Genomic DNA, 19,753 nt, shown 5'->3' with positions numbered 1-19,753 from the left:
ACCCTCGACGCCATCATCAACGGCCATCCGCAGAGCCAGATCGAGGAACTCATGCCCTGGCGATTCCGGAAAACGTCAAGCCCAAATCCGTAGGCGATCGGCGAGGCGCTTACGCCTAGAAGGAAAATTTGGCGACTTCAATGTGCCAATGCACATTTGCCGTCCTCTTCAACAATCCACCAACGATAACGCCTTGCCCACCGAATCCGAGGCAGCTTAGAATCCGCCTCTTTCAGGAGGCGGACATGGACGAGCGGACCTATCGGCTTTTCAGCTACCACAAGAACGCCCTGGACTTCTTCAAGAGCCCCAAGACGGCGCTATGGGCGACCAAGCTTCACATCAAACGGAATGGCTACACCAAGACTGACCTAGCCGCCGTGCTGGCCGAGGTTGAGCGCCAGAAAACCGATACCTCGCCAATGGTCCACATGACCCAGTGGCAGTTAGATCAGCTTGTTAGCGCCGCAGGGCAACTGAGGCAGTTGCCCATTGAGCTGAGGGGGAAGAATGAAGCCGGTTTCCAATCGTAAGGCGCTGCGCAAGCTCAGCGCGAAGATCCCTACCCGCCCTGAAATTGAAGCCATTCTGGACGACTTGAACAAGGAGTCCGACCTTGCCGTCGCAATCACCGGCACCGCGCTCGCTGAGTCCGCGCTGGAGCGGTTGCTTCAGAGCAAGCTTCATTACCGCGATGCGGAGTTCGAGAACCAGCTGTTTCAGAACCGCGGCCCGTTGGCCGACTTCAACGGGAAAATCCTCGTCGCCCAGGCCTTCGGGATTGTCACGTCACCAATCGCCGAGGAACTGCACTCCGCGAGGGCCATCAGAAACGTATTTGCTCATTCCAAGATCCCGCTCACGTTCGCCCACGAGGCGATCGAGAAGGAGATCTTGGCCCTGCGCATGGGCACCGCCATAAGGCAGCACGCTATGAAAGCTCCCTTCCCCGTCGTACCGGGGCTTGGGATCAAATCTTTCACAGACGGCATGACCAGCCGGAGTTGGTTTCTGCTGACCGTCCGGCTACTCCTGATTATTCTCGACGAACTAGCCGAAAGCCCTTTGACAGCGGACAAGGCCATCGCAGCTGTTTTAGGGAATTAGGTGGGTTCCCCCATCATTACCCACAACGTGTCCGGCCCGCGCCAGCTTTGAAGGGCGCGCGTTCCGGCCAGATGTGGATAAATGGAATGTGCCGACAGAGAGAAAGAGGGCGCCCGCCGCAAGCGGCCCACGCCAAGCCGCCGTAAGTGGGTTGGTGGGGGCGGCGTTGGCGAAGAACCGGGGCACCCGGCATGCGGAAGCGGCCCCCAGATTCTGCGCTAGGGGCCGGGTTTTAGGGTGCTACGCAACTGCTACGGTACCGGGCAAATCCGGGTGCATCGCTACGCCTCTTTGTGCGCTTACGTTGCACCCGATAAACCGCTATCGCCTTGTTTTAACTAGCTGATTTAATTCACATTCTATAGGCGATCGTATCGTTCCAGAAGCGGTCGAGGCGCTGCAGGGCACGGTTCATCTGCTTGAACTCGTCGGTGTTGATGCCGCCAACCTGCTCGATCGAGCCGACATGGCGCTCATAGAGACCGGCGACGACTTCGGCCACCTCGTTGCCTTTCGGGGTCAGCGAGACGCGGACCGAGCGGCGGTCGATGCGCGAACGCTGGTGGTTGATGAAGCCGAGATCGACCAGCTTCTTGAGATTGTAGGACACGTTGGAGCCGAGATAGTAGCCACGCGAGCGCAGCTCGCCGGCGGTCAGTTCGGAATTGCCGATGTTGAACAGGAGCAGCGCCTGGATGGCATTGATGTCGGAGCGGCCGTTGCGGTCGAATTCGTCCTTGATCACATCAAGCAGACGGCGGTGCAACCGCTCGACCAGCTGCAGCGATTCCATGTACAAGGAGCGGATTGCCTCGCGGCGATCGTCGGAAACGTTGGCGGTCTTCGCCGCCGGACGCGAATTGATCATTGTCTTTGCCTCTCGTTTGTCGCCCTGGTGATTTTTTGTTTTTCACCTTGATCGCGACACTATCGAATACTCATAAAATTCGACTTAAACGCCAAGGCTAACAAGAGCTTACCGGTAAGAGGTTTCGGAAGACGCTTAACGAACGGTCACCCGAACAAGGATCATTAACCTAAAGATTTAGGCAATGTTTTCAGGGCCGGATTCAGGCGGTTTCCAACTCGCCAATGTTCACGGGGGCTTAGGGCCGTACGGGTCGTTTCTGCAGGTAGATGACGACACGAAAGACGATGTAGAGCAACGCCACCGCCGCATGCGAGACGACGATCAGCAGGCGATGGCCGAAAAGCTCGGGAAAGCCGGCATACATGACGGTCTCGGTGACAGCGCAGATGAACCAGATGACCGGCCCCCAGGAGGCAAGCATCCAGAGGCCTGCCGCGGCGAAGGGGAAAAACACCGCCAGCATCACCGCCGCGACCTGCCAGTGCACCGGCATCAGGTCGAAGCGCCAGAGCGAGCCCGGGTAGAAGCCGATCAGCTTGATCCAGTACAGGATGCCGAACAGCAGGCAGTAGCCAGCAATGACGCGCTGGAACCAGGCGAAGATCACCTCGACCGTCGAGGGCTGGAGCACGATACGCCTGGACGTCACCTCGCTCATACCTGGAGTTCCCGTTCACCCAACGGGGCGAAGTAGGCATCGACATCCGAGTCGCTGACGGCATCCAGGCCGGCCGGCCGCCATTGCGGCTTGGAGCCCTTGTCGATGATGGCGGCGCGGATGCCCTCGTAGAAATCGTGGCCGGCAAGCATGCGGTTGAGGATGCGGAACTCCATCCGCATGCATTCGTCCATCGACAGGGTCAGCCCCGTGCTGATCTGCCGCCAGGCGACGCGCAGGCTGGTCGGAGATCGCATGCGGATCGTGGCCAGCGTCCTGGCAGCGAACTCGTCGGCACTTGCCGCGCGCTCCAGGCTGTCGATGACATCCTGGAGCGACGCCTGCGCGAAATGGCGCGAAATCGCCTCGAGGATCGGCCTGTCGGTCTCCCGCTTGGCTGGAACAAAGAAACCCCGCAGCACCGATTCCGGATCGCCGGTCAACGCGAGCCGATCGAGCAAGCTCGCCTGGTCCTCGGCCCTGATGGTGTGGGTGGCGAGCCCCGACCACAGCGCGTCGCCATGGCGGATACGATTGCCGGTCAGCGCCAGATACATGCCGAAGGAGCCGCCGAGATCCGGCAGCAGATGGCTGGCCCCGACATCGGGGAAAAAACCGATACCGACTTCCGGCATGGCAAACTGTGCATTCTCGGTCATCACCCGGTGCGAACCGTGAAAGGAAATTCCGACCCCGCCGCCCATGACGATGCCGTCGATGAGCGCAACATAAGGCTTGCGGAAGCTGTTGATATGGACGTTCAGCCGATACTCATCGGCGAAGAACTCCACCGGCGGCTTCCCGGCCCGGCCCGCCTCATAAACATGCAGGATGTCGCCGCCGGCCGAAAAAGCCCTGCCCTCGGCCTTCACGACAACAACATCCACGCCATCGTCATGCTCCCAGGAATGCAGTGCCTTGCCCAGCGCCTTGACCATGCCATGGGTCACGGCATTGAGCGCCTGCGGCCGCGTCAGCGTGACGACGCCGGCCCTGCCCAACCGTTCGAAGCGAATTTCGTCGCCTCCGCCAAAATCCATCGCCAGAGAATCCCTTGCCCGCGCCTGCGGGAGGAGAAGTGCTAAAGGCGGCGCATGAGTGCGTCAATGGCAGGAGCCTGCCGGCCCCGGTGTTGGCGGCCGGCGATGGTCAATGCTAGAGATTGGCGCCTGGTACGACAGGCCCCGAGCCGGACAGTGAGCCATGCCGCAGTTTTTGCGCCTCGCCCTTGGTTTCAGTTTTCTCCTGGCCTTGTGCGCGACCAATTACCCAGCCGGGGCAACCGACCTCGGCGTCCTTTACCAGTCACAGACGATCGTTACCGGCCAGGGCGAAGAAAACCGCCAGCTTGGTTTCAAGACGTGCCTGGACAAGGTCCTTGTCCGGGTCTCCGGCGATCAGAGGCTGCTCGCCAAAGGCGAGATGGGCGCGCTGCGCGCCAGGGCCGGCAGCTTTGTCGACAGCTTCCGCTACCGCGACCGGCTTGAGGGCATTCCCATCCATGACGAACAAGGCACGCACGACCGGCCTCACGATCTCACCTGCCTCTACAAGCCCGAGGTGATCGACAAGGTGCTGGCTTCGCTTGGCAGCAGGCCCTGGCTCGGGGAGCGGCCGACGCTCGCCGTCTTCCTCACCACCAAACAGGGCCCCCGGCATTTCGTGCTGAGCGCCGAGGAAGAGCGTGGCGAAACAATGCGCGAATCCTTCGCCAATGCGGCCAGCCCAACGCTGATGCATATCGTGTTTCCGAAGGCCTCGCGGCTTGCCGGCTCGAGCGAAGAAGCGCTGCGTGCCGCCGACATCACAACGCTTGACAGGCTGGCCAGACAGATCGGTGGCAGCCAGGCGCTTGCCGGCAGCATCGTATGGAGCGACAAGGAGCTTGGCTGGATCGCCGATTGGCGGTTGGCTGATCACGCCAAGACATATCATTGGCAGGTGCGTGGTGTCAGCTTCGACGAGGCGTTCCGTGTGGCGATCGCCGGCGCGGCGCAGATTCTTTCGGGCAACGGCCAACCCTGACCGCTGGCACAATCGTGTCGCATTGGTCCGCGGCGCGTCCGCGTGGTAAAAGCCGCCGACTTGGAGTCTAGGCCATGAACAAATTCACCCCCGCGACGAATAAATTCGCGCCGGCAAAGCCAGCCGGCGCGCGCAGTGTCGACGAAGTCACCGGCAGCCGTCGCTTGCGCCGCATGCGCAAGGCGGATTGGTCGCGCCGCCTGGTGCAGGAGAACCGGCTGACGGTCGACGACCTGATCTGGCCGATCTTCGTCGTCGAGGGCAAACAGGTGCGCGAGCCGATCGCCGCCATGCCGGGCGTCTTCCGCCTGTCGATCGATCTTGCCGTCAAGGAGGCCGAACGCGCGGCCAGGCTCGGCATTCCGGCACTCGCCACTTTTCCCAATGTCGACCTCGCGCTGCGCGACCAGACGGGATCGCACATCCTCGATCCAAACAATGTCATCAATCGCGCCACGCGCGCGATCAAGGATGCGGTACCCGGGATCGGTATCATCACCGACGCCGCGCTGGACCCGTTCACCAGCCACGGCCATGACGGCATCCTGCGCGACGGCATCATCGTCAACGACGAAACGGTCGAACAGGTCGCGGCGGCGGCCGTCATCCAGGCCGCGGCCGGCGCCGACATCATCGCGCCCTCCGACATGATGGACGGCCGCATCGGCGCCATCCGCGACGCGCTCGACGCCAATGGTTTCCAGGACGTGGCGATCATGTCCTACGCAACGAAGTTCGCCTCGGCCTTCTACGGCCCTTATCGCGAGGCGGTCGGTACCGCCGGCCTGCTCAAGGGCGACAAGAAGACCTATTACATCGACCACGCCAACTCTGACGAAGCGGTGCGCGAGGCCGAGCAGGACATCGCCGAAGGCGCCGACATGCTGATGGTCAAGCCCGGCCTGCCCTATCTCGACATCATCCGCCGGCTGAAGGACGAGTTCCAGATGCCGACTTTCGCCTACCAGGTGTCGGGCGAATATTCGATGATCAAGGCGGCGGGCGCCAATGGCTGGATCGACGGCGAAAAGGCGATGCTGGAATCGCTGCTCGCCTTCAAGCGCGCCGGCTGCGACGGCATTCTCACCTATTTCGCGCCCGAGGTGGCGGAATTGCTGAAGGGTTAGGCTCCCGCTCCCGCCTTTGACCGTTCCGCAGGCTTGGTGAGCGACATGCTCCCGGATCCAACAATCCCGACATCGTCGGCAATAGCTGGCAGGAGCCTTCTCCTTGCCTGGAAATCCCGATTGCAATCCGCCGCCTGCTTGCTAAAATAAACTGCTTGCAAAATAAGATCAGAATACAGCAGAGGTGATCCAGTGTCCAAACTGCGCGTGAACGCGTTCACCCTGTCGCTCGACGGCTATGGCGCTGGTCCCCACCAGACGCTCGACAGTCCGCTCGGCGTCGGAGGCGAAAACCTGCACAAGTGGATGACATCGACCCGGTCTTTTCACAAGATGATCGGCAGGGATGGCGGGACCACCGATACCGATGACATGCTCACCGCACGCGGCTTCGAGAATGTCGGCGCCTGGATTCTCGGCCGCAACATGTTCGGCCCCATCCGCGGCGAATGGCCGGATGACAGTTGGAAAGGCTGGTGGGGCGACAATCCACCTTACCACGTGCCGACCTTCGTGCTCACACATCACGTACGGGCGCCGATCACGATGGAGGGTGGCACGGTCTTCCATTTCGTCACCGACGGCATTCATTCGGCACTTGAACAGGCCCGCGCCGCAGCGGACGGCAAGGACGTGCGGGTTGGCGGCGGCGTGGCGACGATCCGCCAATACCTTCAGGAAAGGCTTATCGACGAGATGCACCTGGCGATCTCGCCGGTGCTGCTTGGTTCGGGCGAGCATCTGTTCGCCGGGATTGATATGCCCAAGCTGGGCTATCGCTGCACGGAAACGATTTCGACCGCCGACGCAACGCATGTGATGATCGGGCGGGCGTGAGAGCATAATCTCCCCCACGAGGGGGAGATTGCAGCTTCACTGCCTCAATATTTCTCGGGAACGTAGAGATCGCGCGGCAGGACCTGGCGCTCATATTGCGGGTTGAAGACGCGCTCGGGCAGCGTGATTTCCTCGTGCGGGACATCCTCGTAAGGGACCTGCTGCAGGAGGTGATCGATGCAGTTCAGCCGTGCGCGCTTCTTGTCGTTACCCTCGACGATGAACCACGGCGCCTCGGGAATGTTGGTGCGGGCGAAGGTTTCTTCCTTGGCCTTGGTGTACTGCTCCCAGCGCACGCGCGACTGCAGGTCCATCGGCGACAGCTTCCACTGCTTCATCGGGTCGTGGATGCGCATCATGAAGCGCATCTGCTGCTCCTCGTCGGTGATCGAGAACCAGTATTTCACCAGCGTGATGCCCGAGCGCACCAGCATGCGCTCGAATTCCGGCACGTCATGGAAGAATTCTTCCACCTGGTCCTGGCCGGCAAAGCCCATCACCCGCTCGACGCCGGAGCGGTTGTACCAGGAGCGGTCGAACAGCACGATCTCGCCGCCGGCCGGCAGATGCGGCACATAGCGCTGGAAATACCATTGCGACTTCTCACGCTCGGTGGGCGCCGGCAGCGCCACGACGCGGCAGATGCGGGGATTGAGCCGCTGTGTGATGCGCTTGATGACACCGCCCTTGCCGGCGGAGTCGCGGCCCTCGAAGATCACCACCAGCTTCTTCTTGTTGTGGGCGACCCAGGATTGCAGCTTGATCAGTTCCGACTGCAGCCGCAGCAACTCGCGGAAATAGGTCATGCGCTCGATTGAGGGCGGATGCGAGTTCTTGTAGATTTTGGCGATCTCCAGCGACAGCGCCGGCTCGGACAGTTCCAACTCATAGTCCTCGTCGAGCGTATCGGCGAGTTCGGCTTCCAGCCAGTCCTTGGCTCCTGAATTCGGCTTCAATTCATTCATCGTCCTGCTCCGCCTGCTGGCCTTCACTCGCCCGAGCCGCATTCCGGCCGCGGACCGTGAATGCAACACCTTAAGCCGACTGAGATACAGGCCCGCAATGACGGTTTTATTGCAGCCCCATCCGCATGGCGGCGCCTTTGACAACAACGAAACGGCTGAGATGGCGGGCGACAAACCGGATAAATTGTCCTACAAATCCCTGACCGCCCTTCCGGACGCCCGCTCGTGGCGTCCTCTTCAACAGAATCGCGAGGTAGGACATGGAATACCGCACGCTCGGCCGCTCCGGCTTGAAGGTTTCGACACTGACCCTGGGCACGATGACCTTCGGCGGCACCGGGCCGTTCGCCGCCGTCGGCAACAGCGACCTTGCCGAAGCGAGGCGGATGATCGACATGTGCATCGATGCCGGGATCAACCTGATCGATACCGCCAACGTCTATTCGAACGGCCTGTCGGAGGAGATCATCGGCGAAGCGCTCGGCGGCAAGCGCAAGAACGACGTGCTCATCGCATCCAAGGCGCGGATGCGGATCGGCCAGGGCCCGAACGATGAAGGCCTGTCGCGCTATCACCTGATCCGCGAATGCGAGAGAAGCCTGAAGCGGCTGAAGACCGATGTCATCGACATCTACTTCGTCCATCAATGGGACGGCCTTACCCCGGTCGAAGAAACAATCGCCGCGCTCGACACTTTGGTCGGCCAGGGCAAGGTGCGCTATATCGGCTGCTCCAACTATTCCGGCTGGCAGGTGATGAAGGCGCTCGCCGTCAGTGACAGCCGTCACCAGCAGCGCTTCGTCACCCAGCAGATCCACTACACGCTGGAAGCACGCGAGGCGGAGTATGAACTGCTGCCGATCTGCGTCGACCAGGGGCTCGGCGTGCTGGTCTGGAGCCCGCTTGCAGGCGGATTGCTGTCGGGCAAATACCGCCGCGACAGCCCGACCGCGCGCCAGCTCGCCGGCTGGTCCGAGCCGCCGATCCGTGACGAGGACCGGCTGTGGCGGATCGTCGACGTGCTGGTCGACATCGGCGCGGATCGCGGCGTGTCGGCGGCGCAGGTTGCGCTCGCATGGCTGCTCGGCCGCCCCGCCGTCTCCTCGCTGGTGATCGGCGCCCGCAACGATGCTCAGCTCAAGGACAATCTGGCCGCCGCCGCCCTCCAACTCAGCCCGGAGGAGCGCGAGCGCCTGGACGCGGTCAGCCGCCCGCCCCTGCTCTACCCCTACTGGCACCAGCAATTGACGGCAAAAGACCGCTTCGGTCCCTCCGACAGGGTTCTCGACCGCAGCGTCATCTGACCGTAACGCCTATCTTTCGATGAAGCGCCAGAGTTCGGGATCGGGTTCGATCTGGCCGCTGAGCACGAAGTATTTGTAGAGGACGAGCAGGGAAATCGCCTGCTCGTCCTGCTCGTCGAAAAACTGGCGGCAATAGGCGTTGGCCGCGGCGATGATACGCTGCGCGGCAGCCGGGTGTCGCTCGAAATAGCGCACTTTTTCGCCGAGATCGGCGAAGTCCGAATCCAGCGGGACATAGTGGACATCGGCTTCGAGCCGCCTCTCCAGGAACCACGTCTCATAGGTGGGTGCCGGCATCAGGCACAGCGAGTTGGAGTTCATGATCCATTTGAGATTGGTCGCCACATCATTGCCCTCAAGCGAGACGATGTAGCGATAGCGCAGGTGCTCGCTGATGCTGAGAAAGGGCTTGGAGTATTCAGCCGGCGCACTGCGCTTGTGCGAACCGACATCGCAGAATGGCAGGTCGCGCGCGCTATCCAGGAACCTCGTTCTGATCGGATTGTTGAGATCGCCCCGCCAGACCACGAGCGGACGCTTGTCGGCGAAGGCCATGGCGTCGACTGGCATGTGGAAGTGGCGAAACTTGTTGAACTTCATGATGACCGCATTGCCATTGTCGGCATGGATCGGCCTGTCCTTGACGAGCGTCGGCACCTTGGGCACCCCGATCACATCCCCAAATTCGAGGTCCACTCGCAAGGCCGGATCGAAGTAACGGGTAAACTCCTTCAAGTCGTAGTAATACATGCTGGGCTGGAACGGCAGCCTGTCGATGCGCACCGCGTCAGGGCTCGGCGCAAAGGCGTCCCGCCGCATGTTGTATTCGTTCAGCCGCTCTCGCACGGCCTCGCCCGACAACCTCGCCCGCTCAAGGCGCTCCACGAGCCGTCGTCGGAAGATCGCCTGCGGCGCGATATCGCGCATAATGTTTCGCGCATAGTAGAGAACCTTCTGCGTCGTTCGTTTAAGGCTGGCCATAGTTCACGTTGAGCGGGACAAACGTGACCAAAACAAACAACGTCCGGGATTGTTCCCGCACCACTCAGCCTCATCATTGCGCCAGGCGTTCACAAGGCCGAGAGATCACGCAAACGGACAATCGCTCCGGCTTCGGCAGCAAGCCGGCAACCTAGCCCGCAATATAGCGCCAGAGTGCGGGATCGGGTTCGATCTGGCCGCTGAGCACGAAATATTTGTAGAGCACGAGGAACGAAATCGCTCGTTCGGCCCTTTCATTGCCGAACGTTCGGCAATAGGCGTTCGCGGCCGCGACGATGCGTTCGGCCTCCGCCGGGTGCCGCTCGAAATAGGCGACCTTTTCGGCAAGATCGGAGAAATCCGAGGCGAGCGGCACATAGTGCACATTGGCCTCAACCAGCCGTTCGGCAAACCAAGTCTCGTATGTCGGCGGCGGCATCAGGCAGAGCGACTTCGAGCTCATGATCCATTTGAGGTTGGTGGCGACGTCATTGCCCTCGAGCGAAACGATGTAGCGGTATTTCTGATGCTGGCGGATGCTGAGAAAGGGCTTGCTGTATTCGGCTGGAGCATTGGGCTTGTGCGAGCCGGCGTCGCAGAACGGCAGGTCGCGCACGGCTTTGAGAAATCTCGTCCGGATCGGGTTGTTAAGATCGCCGCGCCAGACCACCGCCGGCAGTTTGTCGGCGAAGCGGATGGCGTCGGCCGGCATCTGGAAGTGGCGAAACTTGTCGAGTTTCATGATCACGGCGTTTTCGTCACCATCGCAGATCGGGCGGTCCTTCACGATCGCCGGCACCTTGGGCACCCTCATGACGTCGCCGAATTCCACGTCGATGAGCAATCCGGGATCGAAGTAGCGGGCAAACTCCTTCAGGTCGTAATAGTACATGGTCGGCGTGAAAGGCAGCTTGCTGATGCGCACCGCACGGGCGCTCGGCGCGAAACGGTCACGGAGCTTGTTGTAGAAGTTCAACCGCCGGCGCACCGCGTCATCCGAAAGCCTGGCCTTTTCGAGATTGGCGGCCAACCGGCTGCGAAACAATGCCTGCGGAACGATATCGCGCGCAACGTTTCGTGCGTAGTAGAAAACCCTTGCCGCAGTTCGCGCAATTGTGGCCATGGCTCACTTGATCAGAATAACGGGCAGCTCTCAATTCGCTGGCGCCCCGGCCTTTCCTACACCATTGTGGCGTCGTTCTGGCAAGCCCCGGCAAGGGTTGCCAGCCGTCTGTTCAGGGGATGCTAAGCGGCCACGACGGCAAATCCCCTGGCGCGAAGGCCGCGACGGTCGTTGGCGAGCGACGTCACCAGCCGGTCGCGGCTGCCCACGATGTGTGCTGAGAGCCGCCTGGCCGCGTCATCGGCGTCGCCAAGGCGGATCGCCGCCAGTATGGCGCGATGTTCGGCCCAAGCGCGGCCAAGGGCTGCTTCGTCGCGCACCTCGAGCCAACGTGCCCGCGACAGGCGGGTCATGGCATCGCGTACCGCGCGGAACAGGAACTCGTTGCCCGACAGGTGCGCAAGCTCGATGTGGAAATCCATGCCGACGCGGTGCCATTCCTCGCGCGGCGTGTTTTCGTCGCAGGAATCGAGCATCGCCTCGATGACGTCGATGGCGCTCGCGTCCGCGCATGAACAGGTAATCCGCACGGCCGCGACCTCCACCGCCTCACGATAGACCGCGATCTGCTCGAGCTCGGCGAGGTTGATCGGCGCGACCGTCCAGCCACGGCCGTCCCTGCCCACCAGCCCCTCGGTCTCCAACCGCAGAAGCGCTGCCCGGACCGGCGTGCGCGAGGCGCCGAAGCGGCCTTCGATCCAGCGTTCGGTCAGTTTCTCCCCCGGACCGACCTCGAGCCCGAGTATCATTTCGCGCAACTGCCGTTCGACATTCTGCATCTGCGACATCGGGCTGCCCTTTTGCGAAGCCGCATTGACAGCGGCCGGGTTGGGGTTCATGACGGATACCGGCTTGGTATCCCAAAATGGTATACGCGACAAGTGCCGACATCGAGCAGGCAGGACATGACACAGGAAGACACGCAGCAGGGCGACTACAACATCCACTGGCGGCGCAATCTCGCCGTCTGTTTCGCGGGCTCGTTCAGCACGCTTATCGCCATGACCCTGCTGTTGCCCTTCCTGCCGCTCTATGTCGAGCAGTTGGGTGTGGAGGGGCACGCGGCGATCGTTCAATGGTCGGGCATAGCCTATGGCGCCGCGTTTTTTGCCGCGGGCCTGGTGGCGCCGCTGTGGGGGCGGCTTGGCGACCTTTACGGGCGCAAGCTGATGCTGATCCGCGCCTCCTTCGGCATGGCGGTATGCGTTTCACTGATGGGCATGGTGCAGGACGTCTGGCAGTTGGCGGCGCTGCGGTTGCTCATAGGTCTGGCGGGTGGCTACTCGTCCGGTTCCACCATTCTCGTCGCCATGCAGACCCCGAAAAATCGCTCCGGCTGGGCGCTGGGCGTGCTCTCCGCGGGTATCATGGCCGGAAATCTCGTCGGCCCGCTGGTCGGAGGCGCCCTGCCGCCGCTCATCGGCATTCGCGCCACCTTCCTCTCGGCCGGCGGCGTCATCTTTCTCGCCTTCCTTGCCACGACCTTCCTCATCAAGGAGGAGCACCGCAAACCCGACAAGGTGGAAGGAAAGCGAGCCAGCGCATTCTCGCTCATCCCCGACAAGCGCCCGGTGGTGGCGATGCTGATCACCGGCGTTCTGCTGATGGTCGCCAACATGTCGATTGAACCGATAATCACGGTCTACGTAGCGCAGATCATTGACGATCAAAGCCGGGTCACGCTGATCTCGGGCTTCGTCATGTCCGCAACGGCTCTCGGTACGATCCTGTCGGCGCCGCGCCTTGGCAAACTGGCCGATCGAACCGGACATTGGAACGTCATCATCGGCGCGCTGGTCGTCTCGGCGCTGCTGCTGATCCCACAGGCCTTCGTCACACAGGGCTGGCAGTTGATCGCGCTGCGCTTCCTGATGGGGCTGGCGCTGGGCGGAGTGCTGCCCTGCATCACCAGCGTCATCAGGCACAATATACCCGACGGTGTCGGCGGCAATGTGCTGGGATTTTCGGTCTCGGCTCAATATATCGGCCAAGTGGTGGGATCCGTGGCCGGCGGCTTCGTCGGCGGCCATTTCGGCATGCAGGCGGTATTCCTCGGAACATCCGTGCTGATGGCGCTCGGCGCCGTCTATAACTGGATTGTCCAGTCGCGGCGGGCACGGCATATGCTGGTGGAAGCGGGCGAGTCCTGACAGGCTCGCCCGGCCCGGAAGAAGGAGCACGCCAAAACATGACCCTCGTCGATCCAACCGGCCGTATCCTTGTGCTGGCCGGCGGCCTCGTCGGCGCGGCGGGCGTGGCGCTGTCGGCGGTCGCCGCGCACCACGGCGGCGCCTTTACCGGGACGGCGGCTTCCTTTCTGCTGATGCACGCACCGGCTTTCCTCGCCATCGGCCTTCTCGGCTCGAACCGGCTCTTGCGGTTCGCGGGCCTTCTCCTGCTCGCCGGCCTGCTGCTTTTCGCGGGCGATCTCCTGGCCCGCGATTTCCTGGGTTCGAGACTGTTCCCGATGTCGGCGCCGATTGGCGGCACGCTGCTGATTGCCGGCTGGCTCGCGATAGCGGGTTGCGGTTTCGCACGAGCCAGCCGCTGAGACGTCAACCTGCCCGGCGCGCACGCCGGAAGAGCAAGTCGCGCGTCCACGAGGCCTGCGCCTTCGGCCGGCCTTCCGGCCGACCGGAGGCCTGCGAAATACCCCAATAGTTGCGGTAGATGTCCTCGAACAGGTGATTGACGGGATGCATGATCGTGGTGCCTTTCAAATTGGGACTGAATCGATTCAATCGGCAGTCGAAAGACCGCTGATCAACTCCGAGTGCGCTCCACCAGGAATCGCAGATCGCCAACCCATGGCGTGGATCGTCTGCGTCTCGCCTTCTCCAGGCTGACGCCCCAGTCGTTGCGGTAGATGTCTTCAAACAGGTAGTTGACGGGATGCATGGCTCTTACTCCTCCGACTTGGATCGATTCAACGATACGCCCGAATCCTGTCCTGTCAAGCAAATTCTTGAATCGATCCAAGGATAGGTTAGCTTCGGCCCGCCACCTATGTTAGACAGCAGCAGGATCGAGCAAGGCGAGCGAGGACATATTGGATCGAAGCACCAGACCGGTCAGACTGGCTGACGTTGCCAAGGCGGCGGGCGTATCGCACGGTACGGCATCGAATGTCTTCAGCCATCCCGAAATCGTGCGCGAGGAGGTGCGCGAGCGTGTCAAGGCGACGGCGGAGGCCATGGGCTATGCCGGGCCGGATCCCAAGGGCCGGCTGCTGCGCGCCGGCAAGGTCAATGCCATCGGCGTCGCCACCAACGAGCCGCTGTCCTATTTCTTCGACGACCCCTTCGCGCGGGTGATGATGGCCAGCATCTCGCAGGCCTGCGATGCGACCGGCGCGGGGATTTCGCTGGTTTCAGCCGCCAACAGCGAGCATCTTGCCTGGAACATCCAGAGCGCCCTGGTCGACGGCTTCATCGTGTTCTGCATCGAAGGCGATTCGCGGCTGGTGGAACTGGCGCGCGAGCGCAAACTGCCCTTCGTCGCGCTTGACCTCGATTCCGAAAACCAGAGCGTGGCGGCGATCGGCGTCGACAACATCGCCGGCGCGGGACTGGCGGCGCGGCATCTGGCCGAGCTTGGCCATCGCCGTTTTGCCGTGCTCACCCTGCCTTGCGCCGAGGACGGCCACGGCCCGATCACCCAGGCACAGGCCGAGACGTCCCTATACGCAGGCACGCGCGACCGGTTGCGCGGCTATCTGGGCGAGCTTTCCCGTTTCGGCATCGAGGTTTCGCAGGTGCCGATCTATGAGACCGTGAACGACGAGGAAAGCGTGTGGGCGGGCCTCGACCATATTTTTGCGGGCGCCGAGAAGCCGACCGCGATCCTGGCCATGTCCGACAAGATGGCATTGCATGCGCTCGACTGGCTGCGCCGGCACGACATAGCCGTGCCGGGCGATGTCTCGGTCGTCGGTTTCGATGGCGTTCCGGAAGGCGCAACGTCCAAGCCCCCCTTGACAACGGTGGCTCAGCCGATCGCCGAAATGGGCCACCGCGCCGTCAAGGCGATCCTGGAAAATGACGGGGCGTCCAGCCGGCAACTGATGCCGGTCGACCTCGTGGTTCGTGCCTCGTCAGGCCCCTGCCCCGTGAAATCCTGAGCCACGTCGAAGCAGCCCAGCCTGTCACCTGTTGGCGCCGGCGGCCAGCGAGCCGACACCGAAGGACTCGCGAACCGCGGACACGCCGGCACCGATCGGCTTGCTTTTGCCGGCCCCACCAACGCCGGACAGCCATTCCAGGTAGAAGGCAAGCGCGAACTGCATGGCAATGCCGGCCGACAGCAGCAGGCTGTCATAGACAAGCCCGCCCGGATTGATCAGCTTCATCACCTGGGCGACCATGGCGAGCACCGTGCCGGCGATGAAAACCGGCAGCGAGCGCTTGCCCAGTATCGCCAGCGGATGATCAGGGCTGGTACGGAAAAGATTGGAGAGCGCCGGCAAGGCGACGACAAGATAACTCACCGCCAGGATGTGCAGCAGACGCGGCAGCGACAGGAACGTCTTGTCGAAACCGCCGATCACCACGGGCAGATCGAACCACGTGATCTGGCCCCAGAGCGGGCTGTGCACCCAGACGAGTGCCGTCAACACATAGGCCGCGGCCGCGCCGACGAGCCAACTATTGACCGGAATGGCGCCCCCGCGTCTGACATGCAGCATGGCGGCGACGCCAATGTTGAACAGGAACTGCCAGGACAGCGGGTTCAGGAACCAGAACCCCGGCTCGGGATAGTTGGGCGGGGCAATCTGCCAGATGCCGGCGGCGAGCCATAGCGCACCGGACGCGACAAGCGCGGCAACGGGCCGGTAGCTGATGAACAGTACGAAAGCCGGCGCCATCAGAAGCAGCGCGGCGTAAACCGGCAGGATGTTGTTGTAGCCAAGCTGGTGGCCAAGCGTGACGATGCCGACCAGAACCTCCGGTGTGTTCTTCATCAGCGGCTCGATGTTGATCATCGTCAGCAGTTCAGGCCGCCTTGCGAACACCGCCACGGCGCAGAAGATCGCCATCACCGCCATGGTGGTGACGATATGGGCGGCGTAGAGCACACCCGCCCGCCGCCACATCTTCAAGGTGGCGAACAGCCGGCCACCCGGCTGGAATTTCGCGCCATAGGCAAGCGCGACGGAGATGCCCGAGATCAGGACGAAGGCTTCGGCCGCGTCCGAGAAGCCGAAGTTCTTGTAGGTCAGGGTCTCGAAAGCGGTCCCCGGCACGTGGTCGATGAAAATGGTGAGCAATGCGAGCGCGCGCAGAACATCGATACGCGTGTCGCGTCCGGGGATACGCAAATTGCGATCCGGCAAAACAGGGGTGGTCATCGACAAAAGGCCTCAAAGCTGGTTGTTCATGTCCAGCAATGCGACCCCCGGGGCGCACCGCTCCGATTCCTCCCACGCGGAGTATATCGGTACTTAAACGAGCGGAAATGCGCCCGGTTCAATCAACTTTCGCGGAGCAAGAAAATATTGCGTTTTGAAGCCGGCAAATTGAGCGGAGCCTCATATAATCAAGAGGATAGGGTATGACCGGCGCCGAAGCCGAAAACGCCTCCCTGCGCCTGGATCTGGCATTCCCCTATCGCCTTCTGGACGCCGGCAAACATGACGGGGAATGCCTGTTCCTGCTGCATGGATCGGGCGTCGACGAGACCACGCTGGTGCCGCTGGCAAGACGGATCGCGCCCGGTGCCGTGCTGATCGCGGCGCGTGGCCGCATCCCTCAGGAAGACGGGTTTCGCTGGTTCGAACGCATAACCCCGACGCGTTTCGACCAGAACAGCATCGTTGCCGAGACGGCAGGCTTCGCCGCGTTCGTCGTCGATATCGCCAAGCGCCACGGGCTTGATCTCACCCGATCGACATTCCTTGGTTATTCAAATGGCGCCAACCTGGTTTCGAGCCTGATGCTGCTCCATCCGGGCCTTGTGCATCGGGCGGCATTGCTGAGGCCGATGCCGGTGCTTGACCACGTGCCGGCAACGCAACTCGGCGGAACGCGCGCGCTGATCATTGCGGGCGCGGCCGACGAAACCTACGGCCCCTTCGCGCCGGCGCTGGTGACGCTGCTCAGCAGCCACGGCGGCGAGATCGACGCCAGGATTGTTCCCTCCGGCCACGAAATCGGCGACCCCGACGCCGCTATCGTCAGGCAATGGATGGCTGCGTCGCCAGTATCCGCAACGGTAGGCTGACGGGCAAGCACCGCGCGGTCGCGCTCAACGCTCGCCCTTTACCCGGGCTTCCGCTCCCGCGACCAGCAGGGCCAGTCCGCTTTCGAACAGCGCTTCATGTCCACCGGCGCGATAGTGGACCAGCGCTCGGCTTAACAGCGGATAATCCTGTGCGGCGGAGTCCAAAGCCTGGCCCCTGCCCGAGCCCGACGGATATTCGGCTTGCTCCTCCATCACGCAGCCGACCGTGTAGCGCCCGATCGTCATCAGCAATTCCATTGCGGGAACAGCGGAAATCCCCTCGCCCGCGAGGAATTCCAGCAACTGCTCGAAATGCGCGAGATCTTCCGGATCCGCTTCCGTCCCGGCATGGACTCGCGCGCCGTCGCGATAGGCGATCAGGGCGCCCCTGAAACTGCGCGCATTCCTGCGCACGAAATCCTTCCAGCTCTCGCCCGGCCGTGGTGTGCGATTGCCGTGGCCGCGCCGCAGCATTTCCTCGTTCATTGCATCGAGCAATGCGCGCTTGTTCTTGAAATGCCAGTACAGGGCCGGTTGCTGCACTTTCAGCCGCTGCGCCAGAAGGCGGGTCGACAGCGCATCGATGCCAACCTCATTGAGCAACACCAGCGCTTCATCGACGATCAGCGTCTTGTCCAGTTTCATGCCGGGCCTCTCTTGCACTGCCAATTTATCACTGATAAAGACGCCGCCTTATCGACGATAAATTTTAGGAAAGAACGACCGCGATGAAAAGAGCCTATCTCATCGTCTTGATGGCGATGGCGCTGGATGCCGCCGGCGTCGGACTGGTCATGCCGGTGTTGCCCGGCCTGCTCAGAGAGGTCGGCCACGTCGACGATATCGGCTGGACGTTCGGCGCGTTTCTGTCCGCTTATGCGGCGATGCAGGTGTTGTTTTCGCCGCTGCTTGGCGCCCTGTCGGATCGTTACGGCCGCCGCCCGGTGCTGCTTGTCTCGCTCGCCGGGTCGATGATCGACTATCTGTTCATGGCCTTCGCGCCGTCGCTGCCGCTGCTGTTCGTTGGCCGGCTGATCGCGGGCATCACCGGCGCCAGCATGGCCGTGGCCTCCGCCTACATGGCCGACATCAGCAGCGAGGACCGGCGCGCCCGCGCCTTCGGCCACCTCAGCGCCGCCTACGGCGTGGGTTTCATCGCTGGCCCGGCGCTCGGCGGGCTGCTCGGCGATGTCTGGCTGCGGGCGCCATTCCTGGCAGCGGCGGCACTCAGCGGCCTGAATCTGGTGTCGGCTTTCTTCCTGCTGCCGGAGCCGAAGCGCAATATCGAAGGCAGTGAGTTGCCTTCATTCAATCCGCTGGCGCCGTTGCGCTGGGCGCTTAGCTTTCCGGCGATCCTGCCGCTGCTCGGCGCCTTCGCCGTGCTTGGCCTCGTCGGCCAGGTCGGCGGCACGATCTGGGTGCTCTACGTGCAGGACAAGTTCAATTGGGATCTTTTCACCGTCGGCGTCTCGCTGGCCTTGTTCGGCCTCTTCCATGCCGGCGCCCAGGGCTTCGTCGCCGGCCCCATCGCGGAACGCTACGGCGAGAAGCGGACGCTGATCATCGCCGTTCTCGCAGACAGCACGGCCTATGTCCTGATCGCTCTGGCCGGACAGGGCTGGATGGCGTTCGCGCTGTTGCCGCTGTTCTGTCTCGGCGGCATCGGCGCCCCGGCGCTGCAGTCGCTGTTGACGTCACGCGTCGGCGCCGACCACCAGGGACGACTGCAGGGCGTACTTACCAGCGTGATCAGCCTGGTCTCGGTGTTCGGGCCCCTGCTCATCACCACGCTCTATTTTCGCACCCGCATGGTCTTTCCGGGAACGGCTTGGGTCGCGGGTGCGGCGCTCTATGTCCTGTGCCTGCCCTTGCTGCTTAGAACCGGCCCCTCGATGGCCAGGCAGGAGGCCGCCCAATAGGCGCCTCTGACGCCGGGAAATCGGGGCGTTTTCCGTCGAAATCGGCCGCTCCCTTCCATTATCCACAGCGGCGACATACCTCTGTTACATACTGGCTATGGAGATACTGTTCGCTAGGGGGAAGTCCGCATGGCCGACAAGAACAGCGTCACTCTGCTCGACGATACATCGCAATTGCCTGTCATCGCGGCCAATCCGGCCGAAGTCGCCCGGATCGAAGAGAGCATCGATGTGCGCGACCGCGCCGCCATTTCGGTGTTTGGCGACCGCGCCCAGCAGGCGGTCAGCGACTATGCCGACAAGATCCTCGCCCAGTTGCGCAACCGCGACCTGGGCGATACCGGCGACCTGCTGACCGACATCATCATGAAGGCCAGGAATCTCGACCCGGCCTCGCTCAAGGACCAGGGCTTTCTCAGCAGCCTGTTCTCCTCGTTCAGGGCAAGGCTAGAGCGGTTCAAGGAAAAGTATGAAGATGTCGCCGGGCAGATCGACCGCATCGGCCTGGAACTCGACCGCCATAAGGACACGCTCCGGCGCGACATCGCCGTGCTCGACGACCTGCACGAGCAGACCAAGGATTCCATCCTCAAGCTCGATGCCTATGTGCAGGCCGG

At 62.5% G+C, this 19,753-nt stretch carries 23 protein-coding genes; 12 read left to right on the top strand and 11 right to left on the bottom strand.

Translation table 11 applies throughout. The features are described from left to right. Positions 1-245 precede the first annotated feature (245 nt). Together J0I79_RS28480 and J0I79_RS28475 are read left to right on the top strand one after the other, a co-directional pair. Positions 246-533, top strand: coding sequence for a hypothetical protein (locus J0I79_RS28480; protein WP_292867159.1), 288 nt, complete (start codon positions 246-248; stop codon positions 531-533). Next, positions 511-1,107 (top strand): hypothetical protein, encoded by a 597-nt coding sequence (locus J0I79_RS28475; RefSeq protein WP_292867157.1) that lies wholly within the window; start codon positions 511-513, stop codon positions 1,105-1,107. Before J0I79_RS28480 ends, J0I79_RS28475 begins: the two co-directional genes overlap by 23 nt. A gap of 352 nt (positions 1,108-1,459) precedes the next feature. Here J0I79_RS28475 and J0I79_RS28470 read toward each other — a convergent pair whose 3' ends face one another. From J0I79_RS28470 to J0I79_RS28460, 3 genes are all read right to left on the bottom strand, one after another. Next, entirely contained in the window at positions 1,460-1,975 is a 516-nt protein-coding gene (locus J0I79_RS28470; protein ID WP_008875359.1) for a winged helix DNA-binding protein, read from the bottom strand. 238 nt (positions 1,976-2,213) lie between these two features. After that, positions 2,214-2,636, bottom strand: a complete 423-nt coding sequence (locus tag J0I79_RS28465; protein ID WP_292867155.1) for a DUF6163 family protein — start codon at positions 2,634-2,636, stop codon at positions 2,214-2,216. Then, entirely contained in the window at positions 2,633-3,676 is a 1,044-nt protein-coding gene (locus tag J0I79_RS28460; RefSeq protein ID WP_292867153.1) for an enoyl-CoA hydratase/isomerase family protein, read from the bottom strand. The genes J0I79_RS28465 and J0I79_RS28460 overlap by 4 nt, the downstream gene beginning before the upstream one ends. Before the next feature lie 163 nt (positions 3,677-3,839). Between J0I79_RS28460 and J0I79_RS28455 the strand changes: the two genes are divergently transcribed. From J0I79_RS28455 to J0I79_RS28445, 3 genes are all read left to right on the top strand, one after another. Then, on the top strand, positions 3,840-4,661 hold the full coding sequence (locus tag J0I79_RS28455) for a DUF2066 domain-containing protein (protein ID WP_292867151.1): 822 nt from the start codon (positions 3,840-3,842) through the stop codon (positions 4,659-4,661). A gap of 74 nt (positions 4,662-4,735) precedes the next feature. Beyond that, positions 4,736-5,788 (top strand): porphobilinogen synthase, encoded by a 1,053-nt coding sequence (gene hemB, locus J0I79_RS28450; protein ID WP_292867149.1) that lies wholly within the window; start codon positions 4,736-4,738, stop codon positions 5,786-5,788. A 192-nt stretch (positions 5,789-5,980) separates the two neighbouring features. Beyond that, complete coding sequence (locus J0I79_RS28445; protein WP_292867147.1) at positions 5,981-6,625, top strand: dihydrofolate reductase family protein; 645 nt, start codon at positions 5,981-5,983, stop codon at positions 6,623-6,625. 44 nt (positions 6,626-6,669) lie between these two features. Here J0I79_RS28445 and ppk2 read toward each other — a convergent pair whose 3' ends face one another. Beyond that, complete coding sequence (ppk2, locus tag J0I79_RS28440; protein WP_292867145.1) at positions 6,670-7,590, bottom strand: polyphosphate kinase 2; 921 nt, start codon at positions 7,588-7,590, stop codon at positions 6,670-6,672. Positions 7,591-7,850: 260 nt separating this feature from the next. Between ppk2 and J0I79_RS28435 the strand changes: the two genes are divergently transcribed. Next, positions 7,851-8,894, top strand: coding sequence for an aldo/keto reductase (locus J0I79_RS28435; RefSeq protein WP_292867143.1), 1,044 nt, complete (start codon positions 7,851-7,853; stop codon positions 8,892-8,894). A 9-nt stretch (positions 8,895-8,903) separates the two neighbouring features. On the opposite strand, the gene J0I79_RS28430 is transcribed toward J0I79_RS28435, so the two are convergent. The 3 genes from J0I79_RS28430 to J0I79_RS28420 all read right to left on the bottom strand — a co-directional run bounded on the left by J0I79_RS28430 (position 8,904) and on the right by J0I79_RS28420 (position 11,786). After that, a complete protein-coding gene (locus J0I79_RS28430; protein WP_292867141.1) occupies positions 8,904-9,875 on the bottom strand; it encodes a glycosyl transferase family 90 in 972 nt (323 codons plus the stop codon). A gap of 151 nt (positions 9,876-10,026) precedes the next feature. Continuing rightward, complete coding sequence (locus tag J0I79_RS28425; protein ID WP_292867139.1) at positions 10,027-10,998, bottom strand: glycosyl transferase family 90; 972 nt, start codon at positions 10,996-10,998, stop codon at positions 10,027-10,029. A 122-nt stretch (positions 10,999-11,120) separates the two neighbouring features. After that, on the bottom strand, positions 11,121-11,786 hold the full coding sequence (locus J0I79_RS28420; protein ID WP_292867161.1) for a GntR family transcriptional regulator: 666 nt from the start codon (positions 11,784-11,786) through the stop codon (positions 11,121-11,123). 117 nt (positions 11,787-11,903) lie between these two features. On the opposite strand from J0I79_RS28420, the gene J0I79_RS28415 reads away from it, so the two are divergent. After that, entirely contained in the window at positions 11,904-13,148 is a 1,245-nt protein-coding gene (locus J0I79_RS28415; protein WP_292867137.1) for a multidrug efflux MFS transporter, read from the top strand. 38 nt (positions 13,149-13,186) lie between these two features. Continuing rightward, positions 13,187-13,549, top strand: a complete 363-nt coding sequence (locus J0I79_RS28410) for a DUF423 domain-containing protein (RefSeq protein ID WP_292867136.1) — start codon at positions 13,187-13,189, stop codon at positions 13,547-13,549. Between the two features lie 4 nt (positions 13,550-13,553). On the opposite strand, the gene J0I79_RS28405 is transcribed toward J0I79_RS28410, so the two are convergent. Both J0I79_RS28405 and J0I79_RS28400 read right to left on the bottom strand, forming a co-directional pair. Further along, positions 13,554-13,700, bottom strand: coding sequence for a hypothetical protein (locus tag J0I79_RS28405; protein WP_292867134.1), 147 nt, complete (start codon positions 13,698-13,700; stop codon positions 13,554-13,556). A gap of 61 nt (positions 13,701-13,761) precedes the next feature. Beyond that, on the bottom strand, positions 13,762-13,896 hold the full coding sequence (locus J0I79_RS28400; RefSeq protein ID WP_292867132.1) for a hypothetical protein: 135 nt from the start codon (positions 13,894-13,896) through the stop codon (positions 13,762-13,764). 151 nt (positions 13,897-14,047) lie between these two features. On the opposite strand from J0I79_RS28400, the gene J0I79_RS28395 reads away from it, so the two are divergent. After that, the gene (locus J0I79_RS28395) at positions 14,048-15,118 is read left to right on the top strand and encodes a substrate-binding domain-containing protein (RefSeq protein WP_292867130.1); all 1,071 of its coding nucleotides are present in this window, start codon (positions 14,048-14,050) and stop codon (positions 15,116-15,118) included. 24 nt (positions 15,119-15,142) lie between these two features. Here J0I79_RS28395 and J0I79_RS28390 read toward each other — a convergent pair whose 3' ends face one another. After that, positions 15,143-16,345, bottom strand: coding sequence for an OpgC family protein (locus J0I79_RS28390; RefSeq protein WP_292867128.1), 1,203 nt, complete (start codon positions 16,343-16,345; stop codon positions 15,143-15,145). A gap of 203 nt (positions 16,346-16,548) precedes the next feature. On the opposite strand from J0I79_RS28390, the gene J0I79_RS28385 reads away from it, so the two are divergent. Further along, positions 16,549-17,217: an alpha/beta hydrolase gene (locus tag J0I79_RS28385; RefSeq protein ID WP_292867126.1), complete on the top strand. Its 669-nt coding sequence runs from the start codon at positions 16,549-16,551 to the stop codon at positions 17,215-17,217. Between the two features lie 24 nt (positions 17,218-17,241). On the opposite strand, the gene J0I79_RS28380 is transcribed toward J0I79_RS28385, so the two are convergent. After that, complete coding sequence (locus tag J0I79_RS28380) at positions 17,242-17,862, bottom strand: TetR/AcrR family transcriptional regulator C-terminal domain-containing protein (RefSeq protein WP_292867124.1); 621 nt, start codon at positions 17,860-17,862, stop codon at positions 17,242-17,244. A gap of 83 nt (positions 17,863-17,945) precedes the next feature. Between J0I79_RS28380 and tet the strand changes: the two genes are divergently transcribed. Both tet and J0I79_RS28370 read left to right on the top strand, forming a co-directional pair. Continuing rightward, complete coding sequence (gene tet, locus J0I79_RS28375) at positions 17,946-19,136, top strand: Tet(A)/Tet(B)/Tet(C) family tetracycline efflux MFS transporter (RefSeq protein WP_292867122.1); 1,191 nt, start codon at positions 17,946-17,948, stop codon at positions 19,134-19,136. A 129-nt stretch (positions 19,137-19,265) separates the two neighbouring features. Then, on the top strand, positions 19,266-19,753 hold a 488-nt coding region (locus tag J0I79_RS28370; protein WP_292867120.1), incomplete at its 3' end, for a toxic anion resistance protein.

Source organism: Mesorhizobium sp. (genome assembly GCF_017306585.1).
In the GTDB taxonomy this organism is placed as follows: Bacteria; Pseudomonadota; Alphaproteobacteria; order Rhizobiales; family Rhizobiaceae; genus Mesorhizobium.
The sequence above is the reverse complement of the archived record's forward strand: the minus strand, read 5'-3'. Positions and strand labels throughout refer to the sequence as shown.

What these genes read in the sequence shown, in the direction of transcription:
- J0I79_RS28480 (WP_292867159.1), top strand. Translation starts at nt 246, where the DNA reads ATGGACGAGCGGACCTATCGGCTTTTCAGCTACCACAAGAACGCCCTG.
- J0I79_RS28475 (WP_292867157.1), top strand. Translation starts at nt 511, where the DNA reads ATGAAGCCGGTTTCCAATCGTAAGGCGCTGCGCAAGCTCAGCGCGAAG.
- J0I79_RS28470 (WP_008875359.1), bottom strand. Translation starts at nt 1,975, where the DNA reads ATGATCAATTCGCGTCCGGCGGCGAAGACCGCCAACGTTTCCGACGAT.
- J0I79_RS28465 (WP_292867155.1), bottom strand. Translation starts at nt 2,636, where the DNA reads ATGAGCGAGGTGACGTCCAGGCGTATCGTGCTCCAGCCCTCGACGGTC.
- J0I79_RS28460 (WP_292867153.1), bottom strand. Translation starts at nt 3,676, where the DNA reads ATGGATTTTGGCGGAGGCGACGAAATTCGCTTCGAACGGTTGGGCAGG.
- J0I79_RS28455 (WP_292867151.1), top strand. Translation starts at nt 3,840, where the DNA reads ATGCCGCAGTTTTTGCGCCTCGCCCTTGGTTTCAGTTTTCTCCTGGCC.
- hemB (WP_292867149.1), top strand. Translation starts at nt 4,736, where the DNA reads ATGAACAAATTCACCCCCGCGACGAATAAATTCGCGCCGGCAAAGCCA.
- ppk2 (WP_292867145.1), bottom strand. Translation starts at nt 7,590, where the DNA reads ATGAATGAATTGAAGCCGAATTCAGGAGCCAAGGACTGGCTGGAAGCC.
- J0I79_RS28435 (WP_292867143.1), top strand. Translation starts at nt 7,851, where the DNA reads ATGGAATACCGCACGCTCGGCCGCTCCGGCTTGAAGGTTTCGACACTG.
- J0I79_RS28430 (WP_292867141.1), bottom strand. Translation starts at nt 9,875, where the DNA reads ATGGCCAGCCTTAAACGAACGACGCAGAAGGTTCTCTACTATGCGCGA.
- J0I79_RS28425 (WP_292867139.1), bottom strand. Translation starts at nt 10,998, where the DNA reads ATGGCCACAATTGCGCGAACTGCGGCAAGGGTTTTCTACTACGCACGA.
- J0I79_RS28420 (WP_292867161.1), bottom strand. Translation starts at nt 11,786, where the DNA reads ATGTCGCAGATGCAGAATGTCGAACGGCAGTTGCGCGAAATGATACTC.
- J0I79_RS28415 (WP_292867137.1), top strand. Translation starts at nt 11,904, where the DNA reads ATGACACAGGAAGACACGCAGCAGGGCGACTACAACATCCACTGGCGG.
- J0I79_RS28410 (WP_292867136.1), top strand. Translation starts at nt 13,187, where the DNA reads ATGACCCTCGTCGATCCAACCGGCCGTATCCTTGTGCTGGCCGGCGGC.
- J0I79_RS28405 (WP_292867134.1), bottom strand. Translation starts at nt 13,700, where the DNA reads ATGCATCCCGTCAATCACCTGTTCGAGGACATCTACCGCAACTATTGG.
- J0I79_RS28400 (WP_292867132.1), bottom strand. Translation starts at nt 13,896, where the DNA reads ATGCATCCCGTCAACTACCTGTTTGAAGACATCTACCGCAACGACTGG.
- J0I79_RS28390 (WP_292867128.1), bottom strand. Translation starts at nt 16,345, where the DNA reads ATGACCACCCCTGTTTTGCCGGATCGCAATTTGCGTATCCCCGGACGC.
- J0I79_RS28385 (WP_292867126.1), top strand. Translation starts at nt 16,549, where the DNA reads ATGACCGGCGCCGAAGCCGAAAACGCCTCCCTGCGCCTGGATCTGGCA.
- J0I79_RS28380 (WP_292867124.1), bottom strand. Translation starts at nt 17,862, where the DNA reads ATGAAACTGGACAAGACGCTGATCGTCGATGAAGCGCTGGTGTTGCTC.
- tet (WP_292867122.1), top strand. Translation starts at nt 17,946, where the DNA reads ATGAAAAGAGCCTATCTCATCGTCTTGATGGCGATGGCGCTGGATGCC.